General features: G+C 62.0%; 24 protein-coding genes. 11 read left to right on the top strand and 13 right to left on the bottom strand.

Going from position 1 to position 26,023, the window contains the following annotated elements; genetic code table 11:
• Window position 1: 1 nt before the first annotated feature.
• From KIO74_RS21720 to KIO74_RS21675, 10 genes are all read right to left on the bottom strand, one after another.
• Window positions 2-1,228 (bottom strand): ABC transporter substrate-binding protein, encoded by a 1,227-nt coding sequence (locus tag KIO74_RS21720; protein ID WP_213336534.1) that lies wholly within the window; start codon window positions 1,226-1,228, stop codon window positions 2-4.
• 120 nt (window positions 1,229-1,348) lie between these two features.
• On the bottom strand, window positions 1,349-2,011 hold the full coding sequence (locus tag KIO74_RS21715) for a GntR family transcriptional regulator (protein ID WP_213336531.1): 663 nt from the start codon (window positions 2,009-2,011) through the stop codon (window positions 1,349-1,351).
• Between the two features lie 227 nt (window positions 2,012-2,238).
• Window positions 2,239-2,904, bottom strand: coding sequence for a GntR family transcriptional regulator (locus KIO74_RS21710; RefSeq protein ID WP_213336528.1), 666 nt, complete (start codon window positions 2,902-2,904; stop codon window positions 2,239-2,241).
• A gap of 106 nt (window positions 2,905-3,010) precedes the next feature.
• Window positions 3,011-3,829 (bottom strand): ABC transporter permease, encoded by an 819-nt coding sequence (locus tag KIO74_RS21705; RefSeq protein WP_213336525.1) that lies wholly within the window; start codon window positions 3,827-3,829, stop codon window positions 3,011-3,013.
• Window positions 3,826-4,707: an ABC transporter permease gene (locus KIO74_RS21700; RefSeq protein WP_213336521.1), complete on the bottom strand. Its 882-nt coding sequence runs from the start codon at window positions 4,705-4,707 to the stop codon at window positions 3,826-3,828. The genes KIO74_RS21705 and KIO74_RS21700 overlap by 4 nt, the downstream gene beginning before the upstream one ends.
• A 212-nt stretch (window positions 4,708-4,919) precedes the next feature.
• Window positions 4,920-5,993, bottom strand: a complete 1,074-nt coding sequence (locus KIO74_RS21695; protein ID WP_213336518.1) for an ABC transporter substrate-binding protein — start codon at window positions 5,991-5,993, stop codon at window positions 4,920-4,922.
• Between the two features lie 71 nt (window positions 5,994-6,064).
• On the bottom strand, window positions 6,065-7,159 hold the full coding sequence (locus KIO74_RS21690; RefSeq protein WP_249731430.1) for an ABC transporter ATP-binding protein: 1,095 nt from the start codon (window positions 7,157-7,159) through the stop codon (window positions 6,065-6,067).
• Window positions 7,160-7,213: 54 nt separating this feature from the next.
• Complete coding sequence (locus KIO74_RS21685) at window positions 7,214-8,473, bottom strand: acyl-CoA dehydrogenase family protein (protein ID WP_213336512.1); 1,260 nt, start codon at window positions 8,471-8,473, stop codon at window positions 7,214-7,216.
• Window positions 8,474-8,689: 216 nt separating this feature from the next.
• Window positions 8,690-10,087 (bottom strand): dipeptidase, encoded by a 1,398-nt coding sequence (locus tag KIO74_RS21680; protein ID WP_213336509.1) that lies wholly within the window; start codon window positions 10,085-10,087, stop codon window positions 8,690-8,692.
• Window positions 10,088-10,097: 10 nt separating this feature from the next.
• A complete protein-coding gene (locus tag KIO74_RS21675; RefSeq protein WP_213336506.1) occupies window positions 10,098-10,514 on the bottom strand; it encodes an ester cyclase in 417 nt (138 codons plus the stop codon).
• A gap of 177 nt (window positions 10,515-10,691) precedes the next feature.
• Between KIO74_RS21675 and KIO74_RS21670 the strand changes: the two genes are divergently transcribed.
• From KIO74_RS21670 to KIO74_RS21630, 9 genes are all read left to right on the top strand, one after another.
• Entirely contained in the window at window positions 10,692-11,792 is a 1,101-nt protein-coding gene (locus tag KIO74_RS21670; RefSeq protein WP_213336503.1) for a M24 family metallopeptidase, read from the top strand.
• An 18-nt stretch (window positions 11,793-11,810) separates the two neighbouring features.
• Window positions 11,811-12,944 (top strand): M24 family metallopeptidase, encoded by a 1,134-nt coding sequence (locus tag KIO74_RS21665; RefSeq protein WP_213336500.1) that lies wholly within the window; start codon window positions 11,811-11,813, stop codon window positions 12,942-12,944.
• Between the two features lie 61 nt (window positions 12,945-13,005).
• Window positions 13,006-13,512 carry a flavin reductase family protein gene (locus KIO74_RS21660; RefSeq protein ID WP_213336497.1) on the top strand — a complete coding sequence of 169 codons (507 nt, stop codon included), beginning with the start codon at window positions 13,006-13,008 and terminating at the stop codon, window positions 13,510-13,512.
• 546 nt (window positions 13,513-14,058) lie between these two features.
• Window positions 14,059-15,183, top strand: coding sequence for an NAD(P)H-dependent glycerol-3-phosphate dehydrogenase (locus KIO74_RS21655; RefSeq protein WP_213336494.1), 1,125 nt, complete (start codon window positions 14,059-14,061; stop codon window positions 15,181-15,183).
• Between the two features lie 3 nt (window positions 15,184-15,186).
• On the top strand, window positions 15,187-15,939 hold the full coding sequence (locus tag KIO74_RS21650; protein WP_213336491.1) for an HAD family hydrolase: 753 nt from the start codon (window positions 15,187-15,189) through the stop codon (window positions 15,937-15,939).
• Complete coding sequence (gene ggpS / locus KIO74_RS21645; protein WP_213336488.1) at window positions 15,936-17,447, top strand: glucosylglycerol-phosphate synthase; 1,512 nt, start codon at window positions 15,936-15,938, stop codon at window positions 17,445-17,447. The genes KIO74_RS21650 and ggpS overlap by 4 nt, the downstream gene beginning before the upstream one ends.
• A gap of 198 nt (window positions 17,448-17,645) precedes the next feature.
• A complete protein-coding gene (locus KIO74_RS21640; protein WP_213336485.1) occupies window positions 17,646-18,920 on the top strand; it encodes an ABC transporter substrate-binding protein in 1,275 nt (424 codons plus the stop codon).
• A 74-nt stretch (window positions 18,921-18,994) separates the two neighbouring features.
• Window positions 18,995-19,939, top strand: coding sequence for a carbohydrate ABC transporter permease (locus tag KIO74_RS21635; protein ID WP_213339119.1), 945 nt, complete (start codon window positions 18,995-18,997; stop codon window positions 19,937-19,939).
• 26 nt (window positions 19,940-19,965) lie between these two features.
• A complete protein-coding gene (locus KIO74_RS21630; protein ID WP_213339117.1) occupies window positions 19,966-20,793 on the top strand; it encodes a carbohydrate ABC transporter permease in 828 nt (275 codons plus the stop codon).
• A 33-nt stretch (window positions 20,794-20,826) separates the two neighbouring features.
• Here KIO74_RS21630 and uxuA read toward each other — a convergent pair whose 3' ends face one another.
• Together uxuA and KIO74_RS21620 are read right to left on the bottom strand one after the other, a co-directional pair.
• Window positions 20,827-22,023, bottom strand: a complete 1,197-nt coding sequence (gene uxuA, locus KIO74_RS21625; RefSeq protein ID WP_213336482.1) for a mannonate dehydratase — start codon at window positions 22,021-22,023, stop codon at window positions 20,827-20,829.
• Between the two features lie 141 nt (window positions 22,024-22,164).
• Window positions 22,165-22,779 carry a glutathione S-transferase family protein gene (locus KIO74_RS21620; protein ID WP_213336479.1) on the bottom strand — a complete coding sequence of 205 codons (615 nt, stop codon included), beginning with the start codon at window positions 22,777-22,779 and terminating at the stop codon, window positions 22,165-22,167.
• Between the two features lie 60 nt (window positions 22,780-22,839).
• On the opposite strand from KIO74_RS21620, the gene KIO74_RS21615 reads away from it, so the two are divergent.
• Window positions 22,840-23,922 carry a DUF2817 domain-containing protein gene (locus tag KIO74_RS21615; protein WP_213336476.1) on the top strand — a complete coding sequence of 361 codons (1,083 nt, stop codon included), beginning with the start codon at window positions 22,840-22,842 and terminating at the stop codon, window positions 23,920-23,922.
• Window positions 23,923-23,948: 26 nt separating this feature from the next.
• On the opposite strand, the gene KIO74_RS21610 is transcribed toward KIO74_RS21615, so the two are convergent.
• The gene (locus KIO74_RS21610; RefSeq protein WP_213336473.1) at window positions 23,949-24,695 is read right to left on the bottom strand and encodes a maleate cis-trans isomerase family protein; all 747 of its coding nucleotides are present in this window, start codon (window positions 24,693-24,695) and stop codon (window positions 23,949-23,951) included.
• A 160-nt stretch (window positions 24,696-24,855) separates the two neighbouring features.
• Between KIO74_RS21610 and KIO74_RS21605 the strand changes: the two genes are divergently transcribed.
• A complete protein-coding gene (locus KIO74_RS21605) occupies window positions 24,856-26,004 on the top strand; it encodes an ABC transporter substrate-binding protein (protein WP_213336470.1) in 1,149 nt (382 codons plus the stop codon).
• Window positions 26,005-26,023: the final 19 nt, after the last annotated feature.

Below are 26,023 nucleotides of genomic sequence, written 5' to 3'. Positions count from 1 at the left end.
ATCAGCCGTAAAAGTGCTGTTCAATCGCCTTCATCATGTCGTCAGGCGATATCTGCCCGGTAAGGGCGCGCTGCATGTTGGTCGGCCAGATACGGCCGATGAAATCCGGCGTCTTCGGGCTGTCCGGCAGCGGCCCGGCGATTGAAACCGACGCCCGGCTCGCGTCGACGAAACGCTTGGGAACCCAGTCAGCATTGGCCTTTGAGGAAACGGGCAGCTGTCCGGTGAGCTTCGTCAAGGCCGAGTTATTCTCGCCGGTGGAGAGGAAGCTGATCCAGCGGAAGGCGGCTTCCTTGGCTTTGCTGTTGGCGAAGACCGCATTGGACTCATCACCGAAATAGGTCCAGCCCTTTCCGTCAGGACCGACCGGCACCCGCTTCGCGCTGACCTTGTCGCCAAGCGCGGCTTCAATCTCCGCAGCTGAGCCGACATGGTGGATCATCATGCCCGTGCGGCCGGCCTTGAAGGCGTCCACGATCTGCCGGAAGCTGTCGGTGGCCGCTGAAGCCGGCACCACCTTGTCCTTGGTCGCGAAGTCGACATAGGCGCGATTGGCGGCAAGCGCCTTCTCGCTCACCATGCCGCCCTTCTCAAAGCTGGCGCCGCCGCCAAGAACGAACGGCCCCCAATTGTCGAAGCCACCGGCACCGCCGCGCATGCCAAAGCCCGCGACATCGCCCTTGGTCAAGGCCTTGGCGACCGCGCGGAAATCCTCGAACGTCTCCGGCGCCTTTAGGCCCGCCTGCTGCAGAAGATCCTGGCGATAATAAAGGTAAATCACGACATACTGCAGCGGGAGATAGTATTTCTGCTGCGATCCGCCGCCGACGATCTTCCAGATATTGTCGTCAATATCCTTGCGATCGTCCCATTTGGCGAGGAATGCATCAAGCGGCTCAAGCGCTTTCATCGTCTGCAGCCGGGCCGCCCACGACAGACGCACCATCGCGCAATCGGGTGCGTTGCCGGCCACCAGGGCCGCGAAAAGCCTGGTCTGGTAGTCGTTGCCGCCGCCCCACGGGATAGCCTCCGCCTGGATCTTGATGCCAGGGTTTTCCTTCTCGAACTTGGCGACGAGCTCCGCCGGGGAGTTCTGGGGATTATCGAAATGATACCACCAGCGCACGGTGGCGGCGCCTTGGGCTATCGCTGGCGCGGCCAATGCGGAGCCGAGCGGCGCTCCAAGCGCGGCGGCACATGCAAGCTTGAGGAATTCTCTACGTTCCATAGGTATTCTCTCCCATCCTATTCTTCTTTACTGACCAGGCATCCTCGGATTTTCCCGAGACCCTCCGGATACTTTCACGAGAGGTGACTGTGTTAACTCCGTTCCTTGGGAGCACGGCTGTTACGCGTTCACCTCCGCCGGATCCTCCTCGAGGACGATTGTATCGATATGCAGTCCGAGCTCCTCCGCAAGCCCGGGTCCATCACGGGCCACGAGACGCTCGATCAGGACGTCGTGCCGACGCGCCGTCTCATCGAGCGGCCTGCGGTGCCGCGGCGCCCAGAGCTTGGAGCGATGGGTGTGCATAATGCACCGGGCGAGGATCTGTTCTAGGGCTTCAAGCCGTGACAGCCGGAAAATCGCAAGATGAAAATCCTTGTCGGCCTCGATAAGCTGAAATTCGTCACCCGCTTCCGCTGCTTCATTCATCGTCTCGCGGATCGCCATGATCGCGTCGAGCGAGCGCGCATCCACGTTGCGGGTCGCGCGTTCCGCGCCACGCATTTCCAGACGCCGCCGGAGCGCCAGCATTTCCTCCGCTTCCTCGTCCTCCAGGCGCGTGACGACAGTGCCTCGCCGCCCCGTGCGAATGACCAGGCCATCCTCCTGCAACCTGAGCAGGGCCTCCCTAATCGTGCCCTGACTACAGCCAATTTCATGCGCGAGGCCAAGCTCGGTGAGCACGGCCATCGGTTTCAGCTCGTTCAGCATGATACGCCGCTTGACGATTCCATAAACGTGGTCGGCTGGACGAACGAGTTTAACGGCTGGGTTATTCATCATTATAGATATCGATAATGACATTGAGAACGATCGTCAAGATGCTCGCAACTTGCGTCACACGAATGTGCAGCCCCTCCCCTACCCTCTACGTTTAACGGCTCATGAAACAGGCCGGTGCATGGCCGTCGGCACGTGGCTCGACCGTCGTTGTGCCGCGGTGGCTAACGGGGGAAAGGCATTCTGACGAGGGGAGAGTGGCGCCAGCGCGTTTCCGGAGGCGGATGCCCTCAAGCCTGTACGCGCGCGCGCACCATATGCAGAACTGTTTCCAGATGGTCCCGAATGGCGGCCTCGGCGCGGACGGAATCGCGGTCCGCGAGCGCTGCCGCGATGGCGACATGCTGTTTCTGTAGTTGAGCCACCTCGGCGGCGTTACCAGCGGGGGCCAGCTCACTGTCTGAGTACTCGTAGAATTCCTCTATGAGGTTCGCCAGACGCGTGCTTGCGGACAATTCCCCGAGACTAAGGTGGAATTTTCGATCGAGATTGGCGCGCTGCTGCACGGCCATCGTTGGCAGAGCCTTCAGAATGGCTTCGCATTCAGCGCGAAAAGCCGCGAGTTCCGCGTCGCTCGCGCGCACGCATATCAAACGTGCGGCAGCTCCTTCCAGGCTTTGGCGCAGCACGATGACTTCCGACAGCTTCGAGCTGGTATCCTCGACCACCACCCCTCCACCGGGCAGCCGCCGGACGAGCCCTTCGAGCTCTAATTTGGAAATCGCCTCGCGAACTGGTGTGCGGCTGACATTGAGGAGCTTCGCTATAGCCGTCTCGACCAGTCGGGACTCGACCGCAAAACGCCCCTGCAAGATGGCGCGCCTGAGCTCACGATGGACATGCTTGACCACCGGCTCGCGTTGCACTGCCTGCAAAAGCTCGATCTCATCATTCATAGAGAGCCGAACCCCAATCCTTCGACACCACCGTCATAGAAAGCCATAGCTTCCCCGCCCGTCTCGGGCCAGCCCCAAATTTGAGCCGCCGCGCATGGGTTCTTCATCAAGCCCGTGACGAGAGCTTCTGGATGAACGCGACGAGCCACAATCCAAAGACGGAAATGACGGTCATCAGCGTCGAAACAGCCGCGATTGTCGGATCGATGATCTGCTGGACATTAACCCAGATCTGGCGCGGCAGCGTCGGCGCTGTCAGTTTGGTCAGAAAAAGGCTGAGAATGATGTCATCAAACGAGGCGATGAATGCGAACAGGGCCGCGCTGATGATCGCGGGGCGCAGCATGGGAAAAGTGACATGTCGCAGCGCCCCAAGCGGCGAGGCGCCGAGCCCGCGCGCAGCCCATTCCAGCCGCCTGTCAAAACTGTACAGCGCCGCAGAGATGATCATCACGACATAGGGCATGGCAATCAGAGTATGCGCGGCGACCAGCCCAAAGGTCGTCCCCAAAATCCGCATGCGGACATAGAGAAAATAGAGCCCGACCGCGATGATGATCTTTGGAATGATCAACGGGCTCATGAGAAAGATGCGAACCGCATTCTTACCGGGGAAACTTGAACGCACCAAGGCCACCGAAACCATAAAGCCCAGAACCAGAGACAGAATAGCCGTCAAGGTCGCGACCAGGAAGCTGATCCGCGTCGCGGTCATCCACATCGGATTGGAGAAATATGCTATATACCAGCGCAGCGAGAAGCCCTGCGGGGGAAACTCCATGATGTCGCTCGGCGAGAACGACACAACGATGATGACGACGATCGGCGCGAACAAGAACGCCAGAACCGTGATCGAGAATGCGGCAAGCAGGATGCTGACCGGTGACATGCGGGAAGACGCCGCAGCCGTGCGTTGCGTGCTCATCGCGCGCCTCCCCACATCTTGTCGAGATCGACATATCGATTGGCAAATACTTGTATAGCGACGGATACGATCAGCAGGATCATCGACAAGGCCGCGGCCAGTGTCCAATCCAAGGCCTCGTTGATCTGCAGGGCGATGACCAACGGCAACGTCGTCTGATCTGGCCCGCCGAGCAAGGCCGGCGTGATATACATCCCAACGGCCAGCATGAAAACAAGGAAGCTGCCAGCGAAAACCCCGGGCTTCGTCAACGGGACAAAGATCGCGAAGAAGGCGCGTATGGGCGAGGCTCCGAGATTGCGCGCCGCAAGCATAAGATTGCGATCGATATTGTTCATTACGCTGAACAGGCAAAGTATCATGTAAGGCAAGAGATAATATGTCAGGCCGACAAGCACCGCCGTATGCGTGCCCAGGAACGGGAGAGGCTCGTCTATGAGCTCAAAGCGCATCAGGGTCGTATTCACAAGGCCCTGCCGGCCGAGGATCACCAGCCAGGCATAGGTACGCACCAGTCCGCTGCTCCAGAACGGGATGAGCACGAAGGCCATGAGCACGACCATCCAGGTCTTGTTGAGACCAACGAGCCAATAGGCGACCGGATAGCCGACGGCGAGAGTCAAGACCAGCGTCACCACGCCGATCAGCATCGTGTAGCCAAGAACCCACCAGTACACGGGATCGCTGAAGAATTCCGTGTAACCTGCAAGAGTGAAGCCATCACTCCAGATGCTGCTCCACAGCATCTGGACGAGCGGCCAACCAAAGAAGACAAGATAGAAGATGACGGCCGGCGCCATGAGCCAGGGAAAGCGCCCCTTGAAGCGGCCAGGCCCTCGACCGGCTGCGGCAGGGAGTGGGAACGTGGTGTCCGTCATCGGCTGTCCAACCTCATGGAGATCCGGCGCGCCAGGGCAATACGAAACGCTGGCATCGTTACGTCACAGGCATCCCGCAAAGCCGCTGGCGGCGTCCCGGTCCGGATCGCTCAATTGAGACCCGCGAGACCTTCCGCATTTCCGGATCGCCGGCCATGTCTTTGCTTTGTTGCTGCACTATTCGGGCTGCCGCAGGACCCGCTGAGACAGCCCTAACGAACGGCCATGCGTGCCCAACCCTTGGCAATGTCGGGACGAGCCTTGCTCAGGAAAACGGTATCGATGGGACGTCCGAGAGCAACCGTTTCCGGATTGCCGGGCAGGAGCCTGGCAACATCGGCGGGTATGAACTTATAGGCATCCACATTGATCGGGCCATAGTTGGTCGGCGCGGCAATCTTCGCGAGCACTTCAGGCTGGCACACATAGCCCAGGAACTTCATCGCATTGTCCTTGTGCGGCGCTCCCTTCGGGATCGCGAAGAAGTTCGGGAAGGTGAGGTGCTGGTTCCAGTTGATCGCAACGGGGCGACCAGCGGCGACGAGGGGCCCGACGCGGCCGTTCGGGATGATCGCCATGTCGGCCTCGCCGTCAGCGAGATATTGCGCGACCTGGGCGTAACCATCGGCGAAGATGATGGCGTTGCCGAGCGATTTGATCTTGTCGAAAGCCGCGTTCAAATCAAACGGATAAAGTTTCGCAAGATCCCCGTTGATCGCAAGGGTGGCCTGCTCCACCGGGGGGCGGGTCGCGCCGATCGAGGCTCGCTTGCCCGGGAAGGCCGTGACATTCCAGAAGTCCGCCCACGTCTTCGGGGCCTTGTCCTGCGGGACCTTGCTCGTGTTATAGGCCATCACCATCGCCCACTGGATGATGGGGAAGGCATAGTCCTTCTTCATATCAGCCGGGATTCCGGCTTGGCACTCCGCGGGGATCTTCGACCAGTCGATCTTCTCGAGCAGACCAGCATCCGCCAGGGCGGTCATCGTATCCGCGGAGATATCGACAACATCGGCCTCGACATTACCGGACTCAATCATGACCTTGAGCTTGGCGAAGTTATAGCCGGACGCTTCGGATACCTTGACGCCGCTCTTTTCCGCGAACGGCTTGAACCATTCCTTGCTTTGCGCGTCCTGATAACTGCCGCCGAGGGACAAGACAACGAGTTCTCCGGCGTTCTTGTCCTGTGCGCTAGCCGCACCTCCGCCGACCAGCGCCACTGATAGGGAGATGGCGGCTAAGCCAAGCCTGACACCGCCGGGAATCTGACGTGCTTGCAACATGCGTAAAGCTCCTCTGGATTATGTTTCGTGAACTTATTCGGCGCGGCTTCTTATCTTTTTAGCCACCTTGGTCAGCTCTGAAGAACGACACTGTCACTGGTTTGCCAGCCGATCATCAGTTCATCGCCTTCACCGATACGCATTCCGACACCGCGGTTGGGGCGCTTGACCTTGACCTCAATGCCTTCTGCTATGCGAACGCGGTAGAGAGAAGAGTCGCCCAGGTAGATCTCACCAGTTATCCGGCCCGGAATTTTGTTGGGTAGCGGATCATCCTGCTTGCACAGCCGCAGACGTTCCGGCCGCAGGAAGATGACGGCCGAAGATCCAGCCGGTGCATCCGTCGGCGCGACTGCGACGGAATGGCCAGATATGAGTTCGCAGCGACGTTCTGCGCCATTCTCGCCAAGTGCAACATTCTCGCCAAGACGGCAGGGGATGAAATTGGACTCGCCGATGAAATTGGCGACAAAACGATTCTGCGGCCGCTCGTATATCTCACGCGGGCTGCCGTAACTGGAAATACGCCCGCCATCCATGACCGCGACGACGTCCGACATCGTGAGCGCTTCTTCCTGGTCATGGGTGACATAGATGACGGTGAGGCCGAGCTCGCGCTGAATACCTTTAATCTCTTCCTGCATCTGCAGGCGCAAACGGCGGTCGAGCGCGCCGAGCGGTTCGTCCATCAACACCAGGGAGGGGCTGAACACCATGGCGCGCGCCAGCGCCACGCGCTGCTGCTGGCCGCCGGACAACTGCTGCGGATAGCGCTTGGCCAACGCCTCCAGACCAACGAGCTTCACGAAGGTGGCGATCCGATCGTTGGCCTCCGAGCGAGCAATGCCCCGCATCTTGAGCGGAAATCCGACATTCTCCGCCACGGTCATATGAGGGAAAAGGGCATAGCTCTGGAACACCATGCCCATGTCGCGCTTGTGCGCGGCGACGCGCGTGACCGAGCGACCGTTGACAAGGATCTCGCCGGCTGTGGGGTCGACGAAGCCGGCGACCATCATCAACGTGGTCGTTTTTCCCGAGCCGCTCGGTCCGAGCAAGGTAAGGAACTTGCCCGGCTCCAGATCAAGCGACACACCAAGCACGGCCCCGCTGCCGTCATAGAACTTCGCAAGATCGCGGAGGGAAAGACTGGCACCCTGGGGCATCGTACTCTCGTCATTCATGGTATTCGGACAGGTGAACCGAGCCTGGCGGTCGGTTCAGGCCACCGCTGGCGAGGGCTCGCGCGCGAAGCCGAGATCCGCCCAGGTCTTCGGCTTGTCGACAAGCGCGCCGTATTTCTGCTTCGGCGCATACTGCCCGGCCACGTCGGCGTCGGCGACGAGACGGAGCAGCTGCGATGCACGCGTATGCAGAGATGCGGTGCGGACATCGCGCCACAGGCGCTCCAGCGGCGCGGTCTTGAAGAGCGCCCGGGTCCCGACCATGTCGAACACCTTGGTAATCACGTGGATCGCCGTCTCCCGCGCGGTGTGATGGGCGCGCAATGACGCGAGCGCCGCCTCGCCGAAGCGCTCCTGCTCCCACAGGGCGTTGGCGATGAGGCAGGACCCACGGGATGCCTGGACTTCGCCGGAAAGCTCGCCGAGCGTGACCATCAATCCTTCTTCGTTTTGAAGGAACGGCCTCGCCCTGAGCACCTCGAGCACGTAGTCGAGCGCGCCCTGGGCCGCGCCGAGCAGGTGGAAGGCCTGCGAGAGTTCTAGCGTATAGGGATCCTTCTGGACGAAGTCACCAGGCTCGCCGAGAACATTGTCCCAGGGAATGAAAACGTTGTCGAGCTTGGCGCTCCAGCTCACCGAACTGCGCAGGCCGATGATGTCCTCCCACCCGTGGCGAGAAAACGTGAGGCCGGGGCTGTCCTTGGTCACGATGGACAGCGTCAGCCCGTCCGTCGCGGCATTGGCGCCCGGCGCGATGCTCCAGTAGAGCATGTAGTCGGCAACCGGCGCGTTCGAGCAGAAATGTTTCGAGGCATTGGCAAGGAAGCCGCCCTTCACCGGCGCCATTTCTGCTTGGAAGATCAGCTTGCGTGATGCGTCCTTGCCGGCCGTCTGTTCCTGATGGTTCACCTCGCTGCCAAGCGAGCCCATGATGGCGCCCTTGTTGACGACATCGCCTAGAATGCGGCGCTTCTGCTCTTCATTGCCGAGGCGCGCGACCGCACCGCACTGGTGATAGTGAATGATCAGGTCCCAACCGGTGGCAGCGCATGCGCGCGAGACCTGTTCTGTCACCAGATAGGCGGTCAAATGAGCATTGCCGCTGGCCGGCCCTTCTCCGCCGAATTGCTTGGGAACGGCGAGGTTCAAAAGTCCCGCCTTGCGCAGCAGCGCGAATGTCTCAGTGGGGAAGGCCGCCGCTTCATCGTCACGGCGCGACGCCTTCGCGATGTCCGGCGCGAGAGAACTGGCGACGTCGACCCAGCGCTGTTGCTCTGCGGTAAGGGTGAAAGCCATGACACATCCTTTTCGATAGCGGCGGGTCGAGCGCGCATTGCCGAGGCGCTGTTTTCTGGGAAGCTCGCCGGTTCACTGCATGCAGAATGCAGGACTTTTGGTTCAAGTCAAATCGGAATTGCACGGATCCTGTGCGAAAGCCGCATCATCGGGCGCCTACAAAAGCGGCGCCTCCCGTGATCCTGGAAGTCATCGGTCTGGTATTGCGGCGCTTTTCTAAGTTTTCCCGCCGACGTCCGCGCTCGAAAATTGAGCAATGCGATCGATGAGGCGAACATATGCCTCCTGTCCCCGGCGGAAGTTGTGGAGCCGCAGGAATTCGTTCGGCGCGTGAAAATTCTCGTCCGGAAGCCCAAATCCGAAGATCACCGTGTAGGCGCCGAGTTCCTGACGAAAGAGATCAAGGATCGGGATGGAGCCGCCGGAACGCGTGTAATACGGCTCGCGTCCGTAAATTTCGACGAGCACGTCACGTGCCGCCCTGTTGGCTGGATGGTCCATAGGGATGAGATAGGGCCTCGCGGCATTGGGCAAGATCTTGACCGAGATCTCGATTCCAACAAGCGGCTGGCTTTCGAGGTGCTTCTTGACCGCAAGTGCTACCGTCTCAGGCGTCTGGTCCGGCACCAGGCGGCAGGTGATGACGGCACGCGCGGACGCGGGAATGATGGTCTTGACCCCTGGCCCCGTATAGCCGCCGGAGATTCCATTGATCTCAAAGGTCGGCCGCATGCCGATTCGCTCCCGCGTGGTGTATCCGGCCTCGCCTGCCAAAGCATTGACACCGACCGCACTGCGATAGCGCGGTTCATCGAACGGAATTGCCGCCAGTTGCTGCCTCCCGTCCTCGCTTATCGCGCGCACGCCGTCATAAAAGCCGGGGATGGTTATCCGCCCGGACGCATCACGAACGCTTGCGAGCAGACCCGCGAGGCCCTGGATCGGATTGGCGACGGCACCCCCATAAAGACCCGCGTGAAGGTCGGTCGTGGGCCCCCTGGCCACGACTTCAAGCGCACAGAGGCCGCGCAACCCGACCCGCAGGTCCGCTTCGGTCTCACTCCACTGCCATCCGTCCGCACTGATCGCCATGTCACAGGCAAGGCGATCCCGGTGGAAGGCCACGAATTCCGGCAGGTCCGGGCTCAGGATCTCCTCCTGTCCCTCAAACAGCACTTTCACATTCACCGGCAAATGCCCGCGCGTGCTTAATAATGCCTCCAACGCCAGTATTGGCGCCAGCATATTGCCCTTGTCGTCGGAGGCACCGCGCGCATAGATCCGCCCGTCACGAATGACCGGCGAAAAAGGTGGATCGACCCAGGCTTCGATGGGATCGACCGGCTGCACGTCGAAATGGCCGTAGATCAGGACGGTGGGCTGGCCCGGCGCTCCAAGCCAGTCCCCATACACCATCGGATAGCGTCCGGCGCGCAGCACATCCACATGGCCAAGACCAGCCGCCCGAAGGCGGGAGGCTACCCATTCGGCGGCGCGATCGACATCCGGCAAGTGGGCCGGATCGGCGGAAATGCTTGGAATACGCAGGAAGTCCTTGAGCTCCTCGACGAAGGCCGCCTGATGCGCGCCGAGATAGTGCCGCCAATCCGTCATGTCACAGTCCTCAAGCCGCGTCGTCGAGTTGGCGCTGCAGCACGAGGCTGTCGCGCAGCACCCAGCTTTCCTGGATCTGTCCATCAGCGACCCTGTAGATCCCGATGCCCGGCACCGTCACGGCGCGGCCGGTCGCGGCACGGCCCTGAAAATCCCCTCGGTGAGTGGCGAGCATGGTGTAGCGAACGACGACCTTGTCGCCGTCGACGAGGATGTCATCCAGCGTGAACCGCACGTCGGGGAAGGCGCCGATGAGCGAATCGTAGTTCTTGCGAATGCCCGCCGGGCCAGCGAGCACGCCGCGCGCGCCTGCGTGGTTGAGGTATCCCGACGCGAACAGACTATCGATAGCCTCGGGCTGGCGCTTGTCCCAGACCAGGTCGTAATACTTCAAAATGACGGAGCGGGGTGTCTGGGTCTCGTTCATGATGTTCTCCGGAAGAAACTGATGAAGACAGTTACGGGCGCTTGACAACCGAGCGGCCACAGCTCCACAGTAAGCGCACTGCATGCAGCATGCCATAGCCAATTAGCTGCGGGTATTTTCAATCCTCATTTGGCGACAGCATGACCGCGGCGAAAGTTTCCCCACGAGAGTCTCCTGATGTCCGAACCGTTTTCCGCGCGCCGCGATCAGGCCCGCCACGCCATGCGATCCGCTGGTCTTGATCTGCTTCTTCTTGGGCCAGGTTCGGGCTTCCGCTATTTCACCGGGCGAAACGCGATCGCCACGGAGCGGTTCGTCGCGCTGGCGATTGCGCGCGATGGTCATGATCGCATCTTCACACCACGTCTGCAGGAGCCCCTTTACGCCGGCATTCGCTGTGTGGACACCGTGATCTGGGACGAAGCGGACAATCCCCTCGCGCGGGTCGCCCAGTTCGCACAGGAGGCAAGCGCCAGGACAGTCGCCGTCAATCCCGAATTCTGGAGCGGCTTTCTGATCGCGCTGAAGTCTCTTCTACCGAACATCGCGCTGCATTCGGGCTCGACGATCATAGACGGCCAACGCCGTATCAAGGGCGCAGAGGAAATCGCGGCCCTCGAGGCGGCCGCCGCGCACATCGATGCCGTCTGGGCCCGCTTCTGCGAGGCGACCCCAACCATGGCCGGTCGCACGGAGCTTGAGCTGCGAGCGGACATCGACAGATTGATGCGGCAGGAAGGCTTCAGCGAGGTCAGCTGGGTCGATGTCGGGGCCGGCGCCAATGGCGCCTCGCCTCTTCACCACGGCAGCGATCATGTGATCAGCGCCGGCGAGCCCGTGGTCTTCGACTTCGCGGGCTGCTTCAACGGCTACTACGGCGACATTTGCCGCGTTGCCGTTTCCGGCGCGCCAACCCCGGATTTTCAAGCGATCTATGATGTCGTCCATGAAGCGCAGGAAGCAGCCTTCCAGGTGGTGCGCCCTGGCGTTCCCGCTGAAGAGATCGACGCGGTCGGCCGGCGTATCATCACTGAGAAGGGCTTCGGGTCGTATTTCACCCATCGCCTGGGGCACGGCATCGGCCTTGCGGCGCATGAGGAACCCTACATCGTTGCCGGCAACTCAACGCCGCTCGAAGCGGGAATGGTGTTCTCCAACGAGCCCGGCATTTACATACCGGGGCGCTGGGGGGTTCGCATCGAAGATATCGTTGTCGTAACGGCCGGCGGCGCCCAGCGCCTCACTCAATCGCCCCGCCATCTCGTTCGTCTCGACTGAGCCACCGAAAGTATCGCCATGTCCACGACCAAAGTCTTCGCCTTTCCCCTGGAGGAATATGCCGCGCGCGTCGACGTGTTGCGGAAGCGCATGGCAGATCTCGACGCCGACGTTCTCATCATCGATGAATTCGAGCACCTCGCCTACTTCACCGGGCATATTCCAACGGCGGCGATGTATCAGTGCTGCTTGATGCCAAGGGCTGGCGAGCCCGTGATGATCGTGCGATCACTCGACGGGCCTATGCTCGAAGAGATGAGCTGGACCAGCGACCACGTGTTGTTCAACGACGGCGAAGATCCGATCGCGATCGTCATCGCCGAATTGAAGCGCCGCGGTTATGGCAAGGGCCGGATCGCGGTGGAGACGGACTCCCATATCCTCCTCCCCCAGCGCCTCGAGGCATTCAAGGCTGGCTTGGGCGACGCGACCTTTGTCGATTTCGCCGGCTACATGTGGGAACAGCGGCTGCGGAAATCGCCGCGCGAGATCGACTATCTCAGACGTTGCGCCGGCATTTGCGATGTCGCGACGCTCGCGGGCGCCGAGGCCTCGCGCGCCGGCGTGCCCGAGCGTGAAGTCGCGGCCGTCATCACCGGCGCCGCTCTGAAGGCGGGAGCGGACAATACCCGGCTCCTCCTGATGCAATCGGGCCCGCGTTCCAGTACCCTGCACGGCGGACTGGGCAATCGCATCCTGGCCAATGGCGATATCGTGCATATTGAAATGGTTCCGCATCTGCGCGGCTATACCGCGCGCTCCATGCGCCCTGTCTCGGTCGGGGCGCCCAGCACGCGCCAGCAGGAGGCCGCGCAGGCACTCATCAGTCTGCAGGATGCGCAGTTCAAGGCCATGCGGCCGGGCGCCCATGCCGGCGAGGTCGATGCCATCCTGCGCGACGGCGTTCTGAAGGCAGGCCTGCGCGAGAGCTACACCAACATCACGGGCTACACCCTCGGTCTCGTGACGATCCCGCGCACCAGTGATTTCACCCGCGTCTTCCTGGCGAATTCCGGGTGGATTCTCGAAGAAGGCATGGTCTTCCATATGTATACATGGGCGGAGGGAATGGCCTTCAGCGAAACCATGCTGGTGACGACCGACGGCGCTGAAAGATTGACGCGGATGGACAGGAAACTTTTCGTTTCCTAAACGCTGAACAAGCCGGGACAACGGCCGGCACGCCGCGCCGAGGAAACTGTGGAGCGACAGTATGGACCCTGTTTCTTTTCCCCCGGTCGACAGCGCCAGCTTCCGCCGCGCGCTCGGGCAATATGCAACGGGGGTCGCGGTCGTCACGGGCCTCGGTGACAATGATGAGCGTTTTGGCCTGACCGTCAGCTCCTTCAATTCGGTGTCCCTCGACCCGCCGCTCGTCCTCTTCAGCATTGATCGCTCCGCGCGCAGCCTCCCATCGCTTTTGGCGGCGGAAGGCTATGCGGTGAATATCCTATGTCGACACCAGGACCATCTGTCGAACCGCTTCGCCAAATATGGCGCGGACAAATGGGCGTCTGTCGAGCACGCCCTCGGCCATGCGCGGGCGCCGCTGTTGCCAGATACACTCGCGCATTTCGAATGTGCTCACTACGCCCATTACGATGGCGGAGATCATGTGATCTGTGTTGGGCGGGTGCTGTCATTCTCCTGGAATGAAGCGGAGCGTCCCTTGATCTTCTTTCGCGGTGCCTATCGCGATCTTCATCTTGAGGTCTCATAAGAGTCATTCCGCGAAAGCTGCGGTTGCCGTCCGTCCATTAAACGGCGCTGTCCAGCATGGGCTGCGTGACGTGCCTCCGAAGCGCACGCCGCCATGCGCCGGCCGCCTGAAGGCCAGGGGCGCCTGTGGACAACGCGCGGGCTCGTCAAACACAGATGAGATAACCGTTTCTCGCCAAGCGCCGGCAATCGGCTTATCCCTAAATAGATACCATTTTGCCACGGATTAGACATTTTCGTCGATGTGAGCTATATAGCTTCGACATCGGAAGGATGAGCGACAAAAGTTGCAATCGCCGGGCGGCGATCGCGATCAATTATTACTTACAAGATGGATCATCGCATTCGTACTTTACTGATCTATTTGAATAGATATCGTGGAAATTACATTAAGAAATAACGACAAGTGATTTTCGCAAATAAAAAGACCTTTCTCTGGGAGGGGAACATGGATGATTCGACCATCCGATATCGAACGATGATCGTTGCGCGGCAGCACTGGATATATGCAGCACGATGACATGATTAAAGGAGATGATCCAGAGCAATGACTCGGGATAGCAAGATTAATATTGTAGATTTTGCAAATTTTTCTCGCACTCATGTTGCGGTTATTGGTGGAGGCGCCTGGGGAACGGCGCTCGCCATGACATCAGAACGCGCGGGGCGGTCGGTTTCACTCTGGATACGCGAGGCTGAAGTTGCCGCCGTGACCGCCGAAACGCGTGAGAACGCGGTCTTTCTGCCAGGCTGTTCCCTGCCCGCTTCGATCAGCGTGACGGCCGACCTAGCCACTGCCGCGCGGGACGTCAGTATCGCGCTCCTCGTCGTTCCATCGCAGCATATTCGTGCTGTTGCCGCGCGTCTGCGCGGCGTATTGCCCGACCAGGCCACAGTCGTCATCTGCTCCAAGGGCGTCGAGCAAAGGACCGGCGCGTTGTTGTCGACAGTGGTCGCGGAGGAGCTTCCAGATCATCCCCTCGCCGTGCTCTCGGGTCCCACATTCGCCGCTGAGGTCGCCGCGGGCATGCCGACGGCAGTGACGATCGCATCAGCTGATGCGGCCTTGAACCCGTCGCGTTCCCAGGCTGCCCGGGTGGCGCGCGCGCTTGGCACACGCACGTTCCGGCCCTATGTGTCCGATGATGTCATCGGGGTCGAGGTCAGCGGCGCGGTCAAAAATGTCATCGCCCTCGCCAGCGGCATGGCGACCGGATTGGGGTTCGGAGCCAATACGCGAGCGGCCCTGATCAGCCGTGGCCTCAATGAAATCCAGAAACTTGGCGCTGCGCTCGGTGGCCGCCGGGATACCGTCACCGGCCTGTCGGGCGTGGGCGACCTCACGCTGACCTGCTCAAGCGAGCAGTCCCGCAATATGCGTTTCGGCATGGCACTGGCGGCCGGTCGCTCTCCGGCCGATGTCTTCGAAGGCCGTCCCGTGGTCGTCGAGGGCGTGGACAATGCCGTGTCCGTCACCGATCTGGCGCGCGGGCTCGGCGTCGATATGCCGATCTGCGAGGCCGTTCGCGCCGTCGTCGTTGATGGCCGTCCGATCCCGGACATGATGGACGCATTGCTGCGGCGGCCCTTCAAGGGCGAGCCGACGGATCTCGGCCTATCCATTCCCCATGATGTGAGCGGCATCATAGTCAAGCACATCGCCGGAGCCTGATGCATGCAGGACAATCTGGAAAGACGCCGCCTGGTTCTGGCAACGGACCTTGACGGCACGTTTCTTGGCGGATCAGTGGAAATTCGGGAACTGCTCTATAGTTGGATCAAGAGCAACAGATCGGACATCACACTCATCTTCGTGACCGGTCGGGATTTGCCTTTCGTGCGTGCACTTGTGCGTGACACATCCGTTCCCCAACCGGATTTCGTCATCGGCGATGTCGGCACGACAATCGCGGGCGGCCCGACTATCAAGCCGATCGAGGAATTGGAACGGCCGATCGCCAGCCTCTGGGGCAACAGCGGCGCGCGCGTCATGGCACTCCTCGCGGAGGAGCCGGGCCTGCAGCTTCAGGACACTGCCTTCCGTTACAGGCTCAGCTACTTCTACGATCCGCAGACCCTTTCACCGGATGCCGCCGAGAAGGTGCGCGCGGCGGGCCTCGATTGCCTCCTGTCCGCCGATACTTTCTTCGATGTGCTGCCGCCCGGTGTCTCCAAGGGGCCGACGCTCGTTCGTCTCATCGAGCATCTGCGGCTTGATCCAGGTGATGTCCTCGTCGCCGGTGACACGCTGAATGACCTGTCGCTGTTCGAGACTGGCTACGCCGGAGTAGCTGTCGGCAATTCCGAGCCGGCCCTGCGCGCCGGCATCGCCGATCTCGCCACCGTCCATTTCAGCAAGGAGGCCGGCGCCGGCGGCATTCTCGATGCGATCGCGCGCCGGACGCGTAGCGGGGGGACCGCACCATGAGCCAATCCAATCTCGTCATCGTCTATCATCGCCAGCCCTACGAGGAGATGGTGGAGAACGGCAAGACGATCTACCGTGAGCATGCCAGCCCGAACGGTATCGTGCCGACCTTGAAAAGTTTTTTCAGCACGGTCGACCATGCTTCCTGGGTCGCCTGGAAGCAGATCGATCCATCGCGGAGGAAAAAATTCGACCGTGTTGTCGATATATCCGATTCCTATGGGACCTATACCGTCTCGCGCCTGCCCTTGACGGCGCAGCAGGTCAAGAGCTTCTATCACGTCACGTCGAAGGAAGCGCTCTGGCCCATTCTTCACTCGTTCCCCGAGAAATATAACTACGACCCGGTGGACTGGGCGACCTTTCGTGAAGTGAACCGACTATTCGCGGAGGCCGCGGTCGAGGAAGCGGCCGAAGGTGCGACGGTATGGGTGCATGACTACAATCTGTGGCTCGTGCCGCTCTATGTCCGGCAGATGCGGCCGGACCTGCGCCTCGCCTTCTTTCACCACACGCCTTTCCCGGCACCCAGCATGTTCAACATCCTGCCGTGGCGTGAGGAGATCATCGATAGCCTGCTCGCCTGCGATCTCATCGGCTTTCACATTCCCCGCTATGCGGCGAGCTTTGTTTCCACGACACGCAGCCTCAAGGATGTCGAGATCCTGGAGGAGACGCCGGTCGAGGAGAGCCTGACACCGTGCGGCGCGGCCTTGTCCGAGCCGGTGATGCCGACACGCCTGCGGCACGGCGGCCGTGAGATCCGGATCGATGCCTTTCCCGTGGGTGCCAACGCCTCGTATATTCGCGAGCTCTGCCAACGGGAGGTCACGCGACAGCGCGAGGAGGCCATTCGGAAGGACCTCGACGGCAAGCGTTTCATCATATCCGTGGGTCGCACCGACTACACGAAGGGCACGCGGGATATGCTGCTCGCTTTCGAGCGACTGCTGGAACGGCGGCCGGAGCTTCTGGGTACTCTCCAGCTCCTTGTCACCTCCGTCTCGTCCAACCCCGGCATGGGTGTCTATCGCAACGTGCAGCGCGAGATCGAGCAGATCGCGGGTCGCATCAACGGCCGTTTCGCGACGCTCTCCTGGCAGCCGCTCCTGCTGTCCACGCGCGCCCTGCCCTTCGAGGAGCTCGTCGCGTATTACCGTTGCGCTGATGTGTGCTGGATTACGCCGCTACGCGACGGTCTCAATCTCGTGGCCAAGGAATATGTCGCGGCGAGACGAGGGATGGGGGGCGCCCTCGTCCTGTCCGAGTTCACCGGCGCGGCGGTGGAGCTCTCCAGCGCGGTTCTCACCAATCCCTATTCGACCCGCGCCATGGATGCGGCCATCGATTCCGCGCTCGACATGTCCGAGGACGAGCAGAGACGGCGGATGGATGCCATGTGGAAGAGCGTCGAGAAATATGACTCGACCAATTGGGCAAGACATATCGTGAGCCGTTTCGAATTGCCCCGTCACGCCAACGACGCTCACGCCGTGGCCGCGGAATAGACGACACGACGCCCCTCGTCGCTTGCATCTGCGTCGGCGTCCGGCAGCCTCGCGGACAGCCGGCGGGAAACCGTTTCGCCGATCAAGCATTTACGTTGCAGCGGCGAAGTCAGGTTCAATGGCCGGGCCTTTGCGCGGCCAGGCTTCGACACGATGCTTCAACCCGAGCTGACGGGATAAGATAAAGGAGGATAAGCCATGGAGTGGAAGCGACTTCCATTGTGCTTCGCCCTGTTTGCAGGTCTCGCCTTCGGGACGACCACGCATGGTGAGGCCACCGATATCGCCATTTCCTGCGGCGCGGTCGGCCAGGAGCTCGAACTCTGCCGCACGGGAGCCGAGGCCTGGGCAAAGACAACCGGCAATACGGTGAAGGTGGTCTCCTCACCCAATTCCGCGACCGAGCGGCTGGCGCTTTACCAGCAGCTTCTCGCCGGTGGCGCCTCCGATATCGACGTGTTCCAGCTCGATGTCGTCTGGCCGGGCATTCTCGCGAGCCATTTCATCGACCTCAAGCCCTACAGCAAGGGCCAGGAGGCCGAACATTTCAAGTCGATCATCGACAACAACACCGTCGACGGCAAGCTGATCGCAATGCCGCTCTTCACTGATGCCGGCGTACTCTACTACCGCAAGGATCTTCTCGACAAGCACGGCATCAAGGTGCCCGAGACATGGGAGGACATGACAAAGGCCGCCGAGACGGTCCAGAAGGCGGAGCGTGATGCGGGCAACAGCTCGCTCTGGGGCTTCGTGTTTCAGGGGCGCGCCTATGAGGGCCTCACCGTCAACGCCCTCGAATGGATCGACAGTTTCGGCGGCGGCACGATCGTCGATGCCGAGGGCGCCATCACGGTCAACAATCCCAAGGCCCAGGCAGCCCTGGCGCTGACCCAGCAATGGGTCAAGAGGATCGCGCCCGAGGGCGTGCTCAATTATGCAGAAGAGGAAGCACGCGGAGTCTTCCAGTCCGGCAACGCCGTCTTCATGCGTAACTGGCCCTACGCCTGGGCGCTCGCCAATGGCCAGGACAGCCCGGTGCGCGGCAAGGTCGGCGTGACGGCCCTGCCCCGTGGGGGTGATGGCGGCAAGCACTCGGGCGTGCTTGGCGGCTGGAACCTGGCTGTCTCCCGCTATTCCAAGCACCAGAAGGAAGCCGCCGACCTCGCCATGTTCCTGACCGGCCGGGAGGAGCAGAAGCGACGGGCGGTCATTGCCTCCTACAATCCAACGATGCCCACGCTCTATGAGGATGCGGAGGTTCTCAAGGCCAACCCATTCTTCAAGACCTTGTATTCCACGTTCACGAACGCGGTGGCGCGTCCATCACGCGTGACGGGACAGAACTACAATCGGGTCTCCTACGCATTCTGGGGTGCCGTGCATGAGGTGCTGTCCGGCCAATCCGAAGCGAGCCCCGCCTTGGCGCGCCTTGAGAGCGAGCTGAAGCGCATGAGCCGGCGCGGCTGGTAGCGGGGATGGCCGATCAGCAGGCAAGCCCCGCCTGGCCAAGGGGGATCAGCGATCCGCGTGCCCCGGCGGCCAGGATGGGGCTGACATCGATGGCCTCGGCATCGGCGGATCCCGGGCGAGCGCGCGTCCGAACCGCGTGGATGTTCCTGGCGCCGACGCTGATCGCGCTCGCCGTCGTGGCGGGCTGGCCGCTGGCGCGCACCATCTGGTTCAGCTTCACGGACGCCCGGCTCGACGACCTCACCCGCTATGGCTTCGTTGGGCTCGACAACTATCTGGCCTTCGACGACGGTGAATGGTTCGGCGTGCTCGCCGAGCCGGACTGGTGGAACGCCGTCTCGGTCACACTCTGGTTCACGGTCGTCTCCGTGAGCCTCGAGGTGGTGTTCGGGCTCGCCGTCGCCCTTGCCTTGAACGTGCGCTTTCCCCTGCGTGGTGTGGTCCGCGCCGCCATCCTCGTGCCCTGGGCCATCCCGACCGTCGTTTCCGCCAAGATGTGGGCCTGGATGCTGAACGACCAGTTCGGGGTGATCAACTACGTGCTCATGGGCTTTGGCGTCATCACCACGCCCGTCGCCTGGACGGCGAGCGCCGACACGGCGCTATGGGCCGTACTCATCGTGGATGTGTGGAAATCCACGCCCTTCATGGCCCTGCTCTTTCTCGCCGCGCTGCAGATGTTGCCGCAGGATTGCTATGAGGCGGCCAAGGTCGATGGCGTGGGGCCGGTCCGCGCGCTCATCCACATCACCCTGCCACTGTTGCGTCCCGCGATCATCACCGCTGTCATCTTCCGCGCGCTCGATGCGCTGCGCATCTTCGACCTGATCTATGTGCTCACCTCGAACGCCCGCAGCACCATGTCGATGTCGATCTACGCGCGCCAGCAGCTCGTCGATTTCCAGGACGTCGGCTATGGCTCGGCAGCCTCGACGCTGCTCTTCCTGATCATCGCCATGATCACGATCTCGGTCATCGCGCTAGGACGGCTCGACTTCGACAAGGGGGCCACACGATGATGCCGGTCTCGGACAGGACTTATGTCGTGAGGCGGCTGCTGGCGAGGAGCGCCTTCACGCTGATCGTCTCCGGCATTTTGATCGTGGCGTTGTTTCCCTTCTACTACGCCCTGGTCTCGTCGTTTCGCACCGGCACGGAGCTCTTCATCCCCAGGCTTTGGCCGGAGCGCTTCGACCTGACGAACTACGCGCAGATCTTCACGCAGCAAGCCTTCGGATTGAATATCCTGAACTCGATGCTGGTGGCGATCGTCGTCGTGGCCGTGTCGCTCTTTCTCGGCATGACGGCGGCTTATGCGCTGGCGCGGATGCGCTTCCGCGGTCGCGGCCCCATGCTCTTTCTCATCCTCGCCGTCTCGATGTTTCCGCAGATTGCCGTGCTCTCGGGCATGTTTGAACTGGTGCGCGCGCTCGGCCTCTATGACCGGCTGCCCGGGCTCATGCTCGCCAATCTCGTACTGACACTGCCATTCACGGTCTGGATCCTGACCACCTTCATGCGCGAGCTGCCGAAAGAGCTGGAGGAAGCGGCGATCGCCGACGGCGCCACGCCCTGGCAGACGGCGCGCCTCGTCTTTCTGCCGCTCATGCTGCCGGCGATGGTGCCGACCGGCCTGCTCGCCTTCATCCTCGCATGGAACGAGTTTCTGTTCGCCTTCACGCTGACTTTGTCGTCGGAAAGCCGAACGGTGCCGGTCGCCATCGCGCTGCTGAGCGGCGGAAGCCGGCAGGAGCTGCCATGGGGGCCCATCATGGCCGCGTCAGTGGTGGTGACGCTGCCGCTCATCGTCCTGGTGCTGATCTTCCAGCGCAAGATCGTGGCCGGCCTCACCGCCGGCGCCGTGAAGGGCTAGCCGGCGTCGCAACGGGGGCAAAGGACAGCGCGATCAGATGGGAAGCGACTTCAGTGTCGAGATCGCCGTCATGACGCCGCGCAACTCGGCCAGCCCCTTGAGCCGGCCTACCGCGGAATAGCCGGGGAAGCTGCCCTTGCCGACATCGTCGAGCAATTCGTGGCCGTGGTCCGGGCGGAACGGCAGTCGCCAACGCTGGTCACCGCTATCCAGGCGTCGCTTCTGCTCGACGAGCAACGCTTCAATGACGGCGACCATGTCGGTGTCCCCGCCGAGGTGATCCGCCTCCATGAAAGACCCATCCGGCTCCTTGGCGACGTTGCGCAGATGCACGAAGTGGATCCGGCTGGCGAACCGCCGTGCCATTCCCGTCACATCGTTGTGCACGCCGGCGCCGAGCGAACCGGTGCAGAATGTGATGCCGTTGACGTCGGCGTCGACAACCTCGGTGATGAAGGCGAGATCCTCGGCGCTGGAGACGATGCGCGGCAGGCCCATCAACGGGCGCGGCGGATCATCCGGGTGGATCGCCATGCGGATGCCAAGTTCCTCGGCCAGGGGTATCACCTCACGCAGGAAGCGGGCGAGATTGGTCCGGAGGCCATCGACATCGATGCCCTTATATCGGTCAAGCATCTTGCGGAGCGCGGGAATGTCGTAGCGGTCGAAGGCTCCGGGCAGGCCTGCCATGATGCTCGCGAGCAGCGTCGCCTTGTCCTGGTCGCTGGCCGTGGCGAACCAGCTGCGCGCGCGGGCGAGCACGTCCTCGGAATGGTCGGCTTCCGCCCCAGGGCGCGCGAGCATGAAACAATCGAAAGCCGCGTATTCATGGGCGTTGAAGCGCAGCGCCCGTCCACCGCCTGGCAGGGCATGCGCGAGCTCGGTGCGTGTCCAGTCCACCACCGGCATGAAATTGTAGCAGATCGTCCTGACGCCGCAGGCCGCGAGATTGCGCATGGACTGGCGGTAGTTGTCGAACAGGGACGTGAGATCCCCCTCCCCGAGCTTGATACGCTCATGGATCGGCAGGCTCTCGACCACGTTCCAGTGCAGGCCGAGCGAAGCGTCCGCCCCGATTTCCGCCTTACGCGCCTCGATCCCCTCGACGCTCCATATTTCGCCATAGGGGATCTGATGCAGCGCCGTCACGACGCCGCTCGCGCCCGCTTGGCGGATGGCATGCAGGGGAACGACATCACCCGGTCCGAACCAACGCCAGCTTTGTTCCATCTGCCTGTCCTGCTGTGTATTCCGGTCGATACATCGGGAGGCTAGCCCTCCGATGCTGCATGAAACACTCCTTATAGAAGCGCTTTCACTCAGGGCACAGGTACTTCTCGAAGCAGCCCATCAGGTTTCACGGCGACGCCGTCAGCCGGGCAGAGGCAGCAACGCGGCGACAGGCCCGGTCGCCTCGATCCTTCGCGCCCACTGCGACAGCGCCGGATAGGCCGTGCCGATGTCGACAGCCTTAAAGTGATTCACGATGATCGGGTAAAGGGCGATATCAGCGATGCTCAGCTTGTCTGCCAAATAGGCGCGGGAGATAAGCCGCGCCTCGCATGTCGCGAGGAAGCGCGCCAGCCGCTCGCGGAAAAAGTCCCGCCCGGCGTCGTCGAGACCCGGCACGATGCCCTGGCGCGCCATGAAGCCCAGAGAGGCCGCAGCGTTCACATCGGTCATCACCTGCATCAACCAGTGCATCGTCTCATAGCGCGGCGGTCCCGCCTCCGGCAGGAAACGGCCCGACTTCTCCGCCATATAAACCAGGATCGCGCCGGACTGAGCCAAGACCAAAGGCGGCGATACGCCATGGTCGATGATGGCCGGGACGGCCGCAGCCGGGTTTATCGCCAGGAAATCTGCGGACTTCTGCTCGCCGGCGGCACGGTCGACCGGATGCACGCGGTAGGGCAAATCCATCAATGCGGCCGCCAGCAGCACACGTTGGCAATTGGCGGTTGGAGAGAAAAAGATCTCGATCATGCTTCAATTGCCCCAATCTGCGGCCTATAGATATTGTAGACAGAACAAGGGCAACATTCCATGCAAAATGCCTTTCAAACCGAGTACACGAGTGCTGAGGCGGTCTTCACCGTGGCTGCCACGGCGGCGGGTGCGGTGATCGAACGCGCCAGCCACCCGCTGCGCGGGCCACAGGGTGAACGTCTCAGCACCTTATGCGCATGGATCGGGGCCCGTGACGCGCCCCGGGTTCTTGTTACCATCAGCGGTGCGCACGGCGCGGAGGGCTTCGCGGGCTCGGGGATGCAGGTATCCTGGCTGCGGCGGATGCGCGAGCCCGCGCTGCCACGGGATACGGCCGTTCTGTTCATCCACGCTATCAACCCCTTCGGCTTCGCCTGGCTCCGCCGGACGACCGAGGAGGGCGTGGATCTCAACCGCAATTTTATCGATTTCAGCCAAAGCTTGCCGGATAATCCCGGCTATCGCGAGTTGGCCGATGCCTTCGTGACACCCTCCATCGACGAGGCAACCCTCGCGGGTGCTGAAGCGCGCTTCGCTGACTACAAGGCGCGCCACGGCGAGGCCGCCTATCTCGCGGCTCGCGGTGCCGGCCAGTATTCCAATCCCGAGGGCTTGTTCTATGGCGGCAGCGGCCCGACCTGGGCGCGGCGCACCAGTGAAGAGATCATCGACGCCTACGCGCTTGCCGGGCGCAAGGTCGCCGTCGTCGATCTGCACACCGGTCTCGGCCCCTATGGCTATGGCGAACTGATCGCCGGCGCGGATCCCATGACGGAGCCGGCGCAGCGGCTGGTAGACTGGTACGGGCCTACCTTGACGCAGCCGGCGCTGGGCGGATCGGTGATCGTGCCCCAGCTCGGCATGGCCCATCTCGGTTGGCGTGCACGGATCGGCGAGGGTCTTACCTTCGCCTATCTGGAATTTGGCACACGCGTCCCCTTCTTCATGCAGCGCGCCCTGTGCCGCGACCATTGGCTACATGCTCAGGGCACGCCGGATTGGAACGATCCGCTGACGCGGGGCATCAAGGCCGACATGCTGCACGCCTACATGCCCGCGCGGCCCGACTGGCACGAGATGGTCGCCTTCCGTGCCTCGCAGGTCTTCGATCAGGCGCTTGCCGGCCTCGTCGCGCAATGAGCGGCGCGAAAGACCGCGCAGTCTGATCAGAAGCGGGCGAAGACGCTGCCGAAACCCTCGAGCGGCGTCTCGACGCCGCACAGCCGCAGGGCTCGCCAATACAGCGCGGCATTCACCGACAGGCAGGGCTTGCCGAGCCAGCGCTCGCCTTCGTCCATCAGCTGCGCGGTGGCCAGATTGGTGCCGACCTGCAGCACCGCGTCGCAATCGCTCGCCGCGACCTTTTTGATCGCCGCGATGATCCCCTCCTCGGGCAGATCGGCAATGCTGAGGCCGGACGTTGCGTTTGTCGAATGGATCATGTCGACGGTGAAACCCGCCTCCGTAAAGAAGGCGCGAATGCGCTCGTTCGCCGCCGGCTGAAACGGAGTGATCAGGCCAAGGCGGCGAACCTCTGGCAGATGACCCAGCGCCTCCAGCAGAGCATCGTCGGCCGTGACGAACGGCACGTCGCATTGCTGTTGTAGCTCTTCGCGCAGTGCCCGTCCGCCCGCGACTCCCCGCCAGAAGCTGCCGATGGAGATGCCGAGGATGATGGCGTTCGGCGCGACCGCCGACACCCGCCGGATGGCCGCCGGCAGATCCGGCCCGATCTGCGCCACGACCTCCGCCTGGTTGGCGTCGGAAGTCAACGGCGTGTTCGGCATGTCGATCCGCGCGACGTGGTTGCTGACGCCCCGCACGCGCATTGCCTCCATTTCGGGCTGTGTGCTCGAATTAAAGGCAGGAACCAGAATGCCTATGCGCGCAGTGGCAGCGGGGAAACGAGCCATCGGAGACCTCTCTGTGGATTGTTTTACCTATACGCATGAAAAACAATGATAAATTTTGTATCGTATTTTTGTATGCGAATTGGCATGAGAAATGTATCGTATTCTCAACAGGAGGCCAGCCCAAAGGCTAGGCGAACGAGCTGATCCAGGGGTACCGATCATGAAAAGCCTTATCGCATTCGCTTTCGCAGCCGCCTTGTCCGGTGTGCTGCCGTTGCACGCCGCCCGGGCGCAGGACAACGCCCCGATTATGATCGCCTCGACCCTGCCACTCAGCGGCAATGTCGCGAGTTTCGGAGAGATGGCGCGCTGGGGCGCCGAGCTCGCGGTCGCGCAGGTGAACGCGGCGGGCGGCATCCGTGGCCGCAAGGTGCAGTTCGATGTGCAGGACAACCGCTGCAATCCCGCCGAGGCCGTCAAGGTCACTACGCAGATGCTGTCGGACCCGGCCTATGTCGCGCTGTTCGACGGCCTGTGCAGTTCCGTTGTGCTTTCAGTCATGCCGGTGGTCGAGCGCGAGCGCATTCCGCTCGTGGTCGCCACGGCGTCGGCCACATCGATCTCCGACAAGTCCGGCGTCGGCGGCAATCCATGGACCTTCAAGTTCAACCCGAGCGACGCCACCCTGGCTGTCGCCATGGTCGATTGGCTGAAGAAGCAGGGCCTCGCCGACAAGATCGCCTTTCTGGGCGAGGACACGGACTTCGGGCGCTCGGGCGCGAGCGGCTTCGAAACAGCCCTCAAGGCAGGCGGCGGCAAGCTCGCGGCCGCCGACTTCTACCAGCAGGGCACGGCGGATTTCTCGGCCGTCCTGACGAAGCTGCGCAGCATGCAGCCGAGCGTTCTCGCGCTCTATGCACTGGCCGGCGACCAGCGCAACATCGTCAGTCAGTTCATGACGTCGGGCTTGAAGATGCCGCTGACCGGCCGCCTGATCACCGATGTCATCCCGGCCGAGATCATCAAGTCCGGTGCGATCGACGGCTCGACCTCCGTCCAGCCCTACTCCTTCGAGATCGACACGCCCGAGAATAAGGCCTTCGTCGCCGCGTTCAAGGCAGCCCATGGCCGTGAGCCGAACGCGATCGCCTATTCAGCCTATGACGCCATGCGCACGTTGCTGGACGCGATCGCCCGCGCGCCGTCGGTCGACCGCACCGCCGTCCGTGATGCCTTGAAGGCCACGCGCATGCAGTCGCTGATCGGTGGCGAGATCGTCTTCGACGAGAACAATCTCGCCCACAACTATGCCGTCATCCTGCAGATCAAGGACGGCAAGGTATCGATCGTCGGTCTCAGCAAGACCTGACCACTCAAAGCGAATAATC

This window comes from Chelatococcus sp. HY11, from assembly GCF_018398335.1.
GTDB lineage: Bacteria > Pseudomonadota > Alphaproteobacteria > Rhizobiales > Beijerinckiaceae > Chelatococcus.
This window is presented reverse-complemented; position numbering and strand designations above follow the sequence as displayed.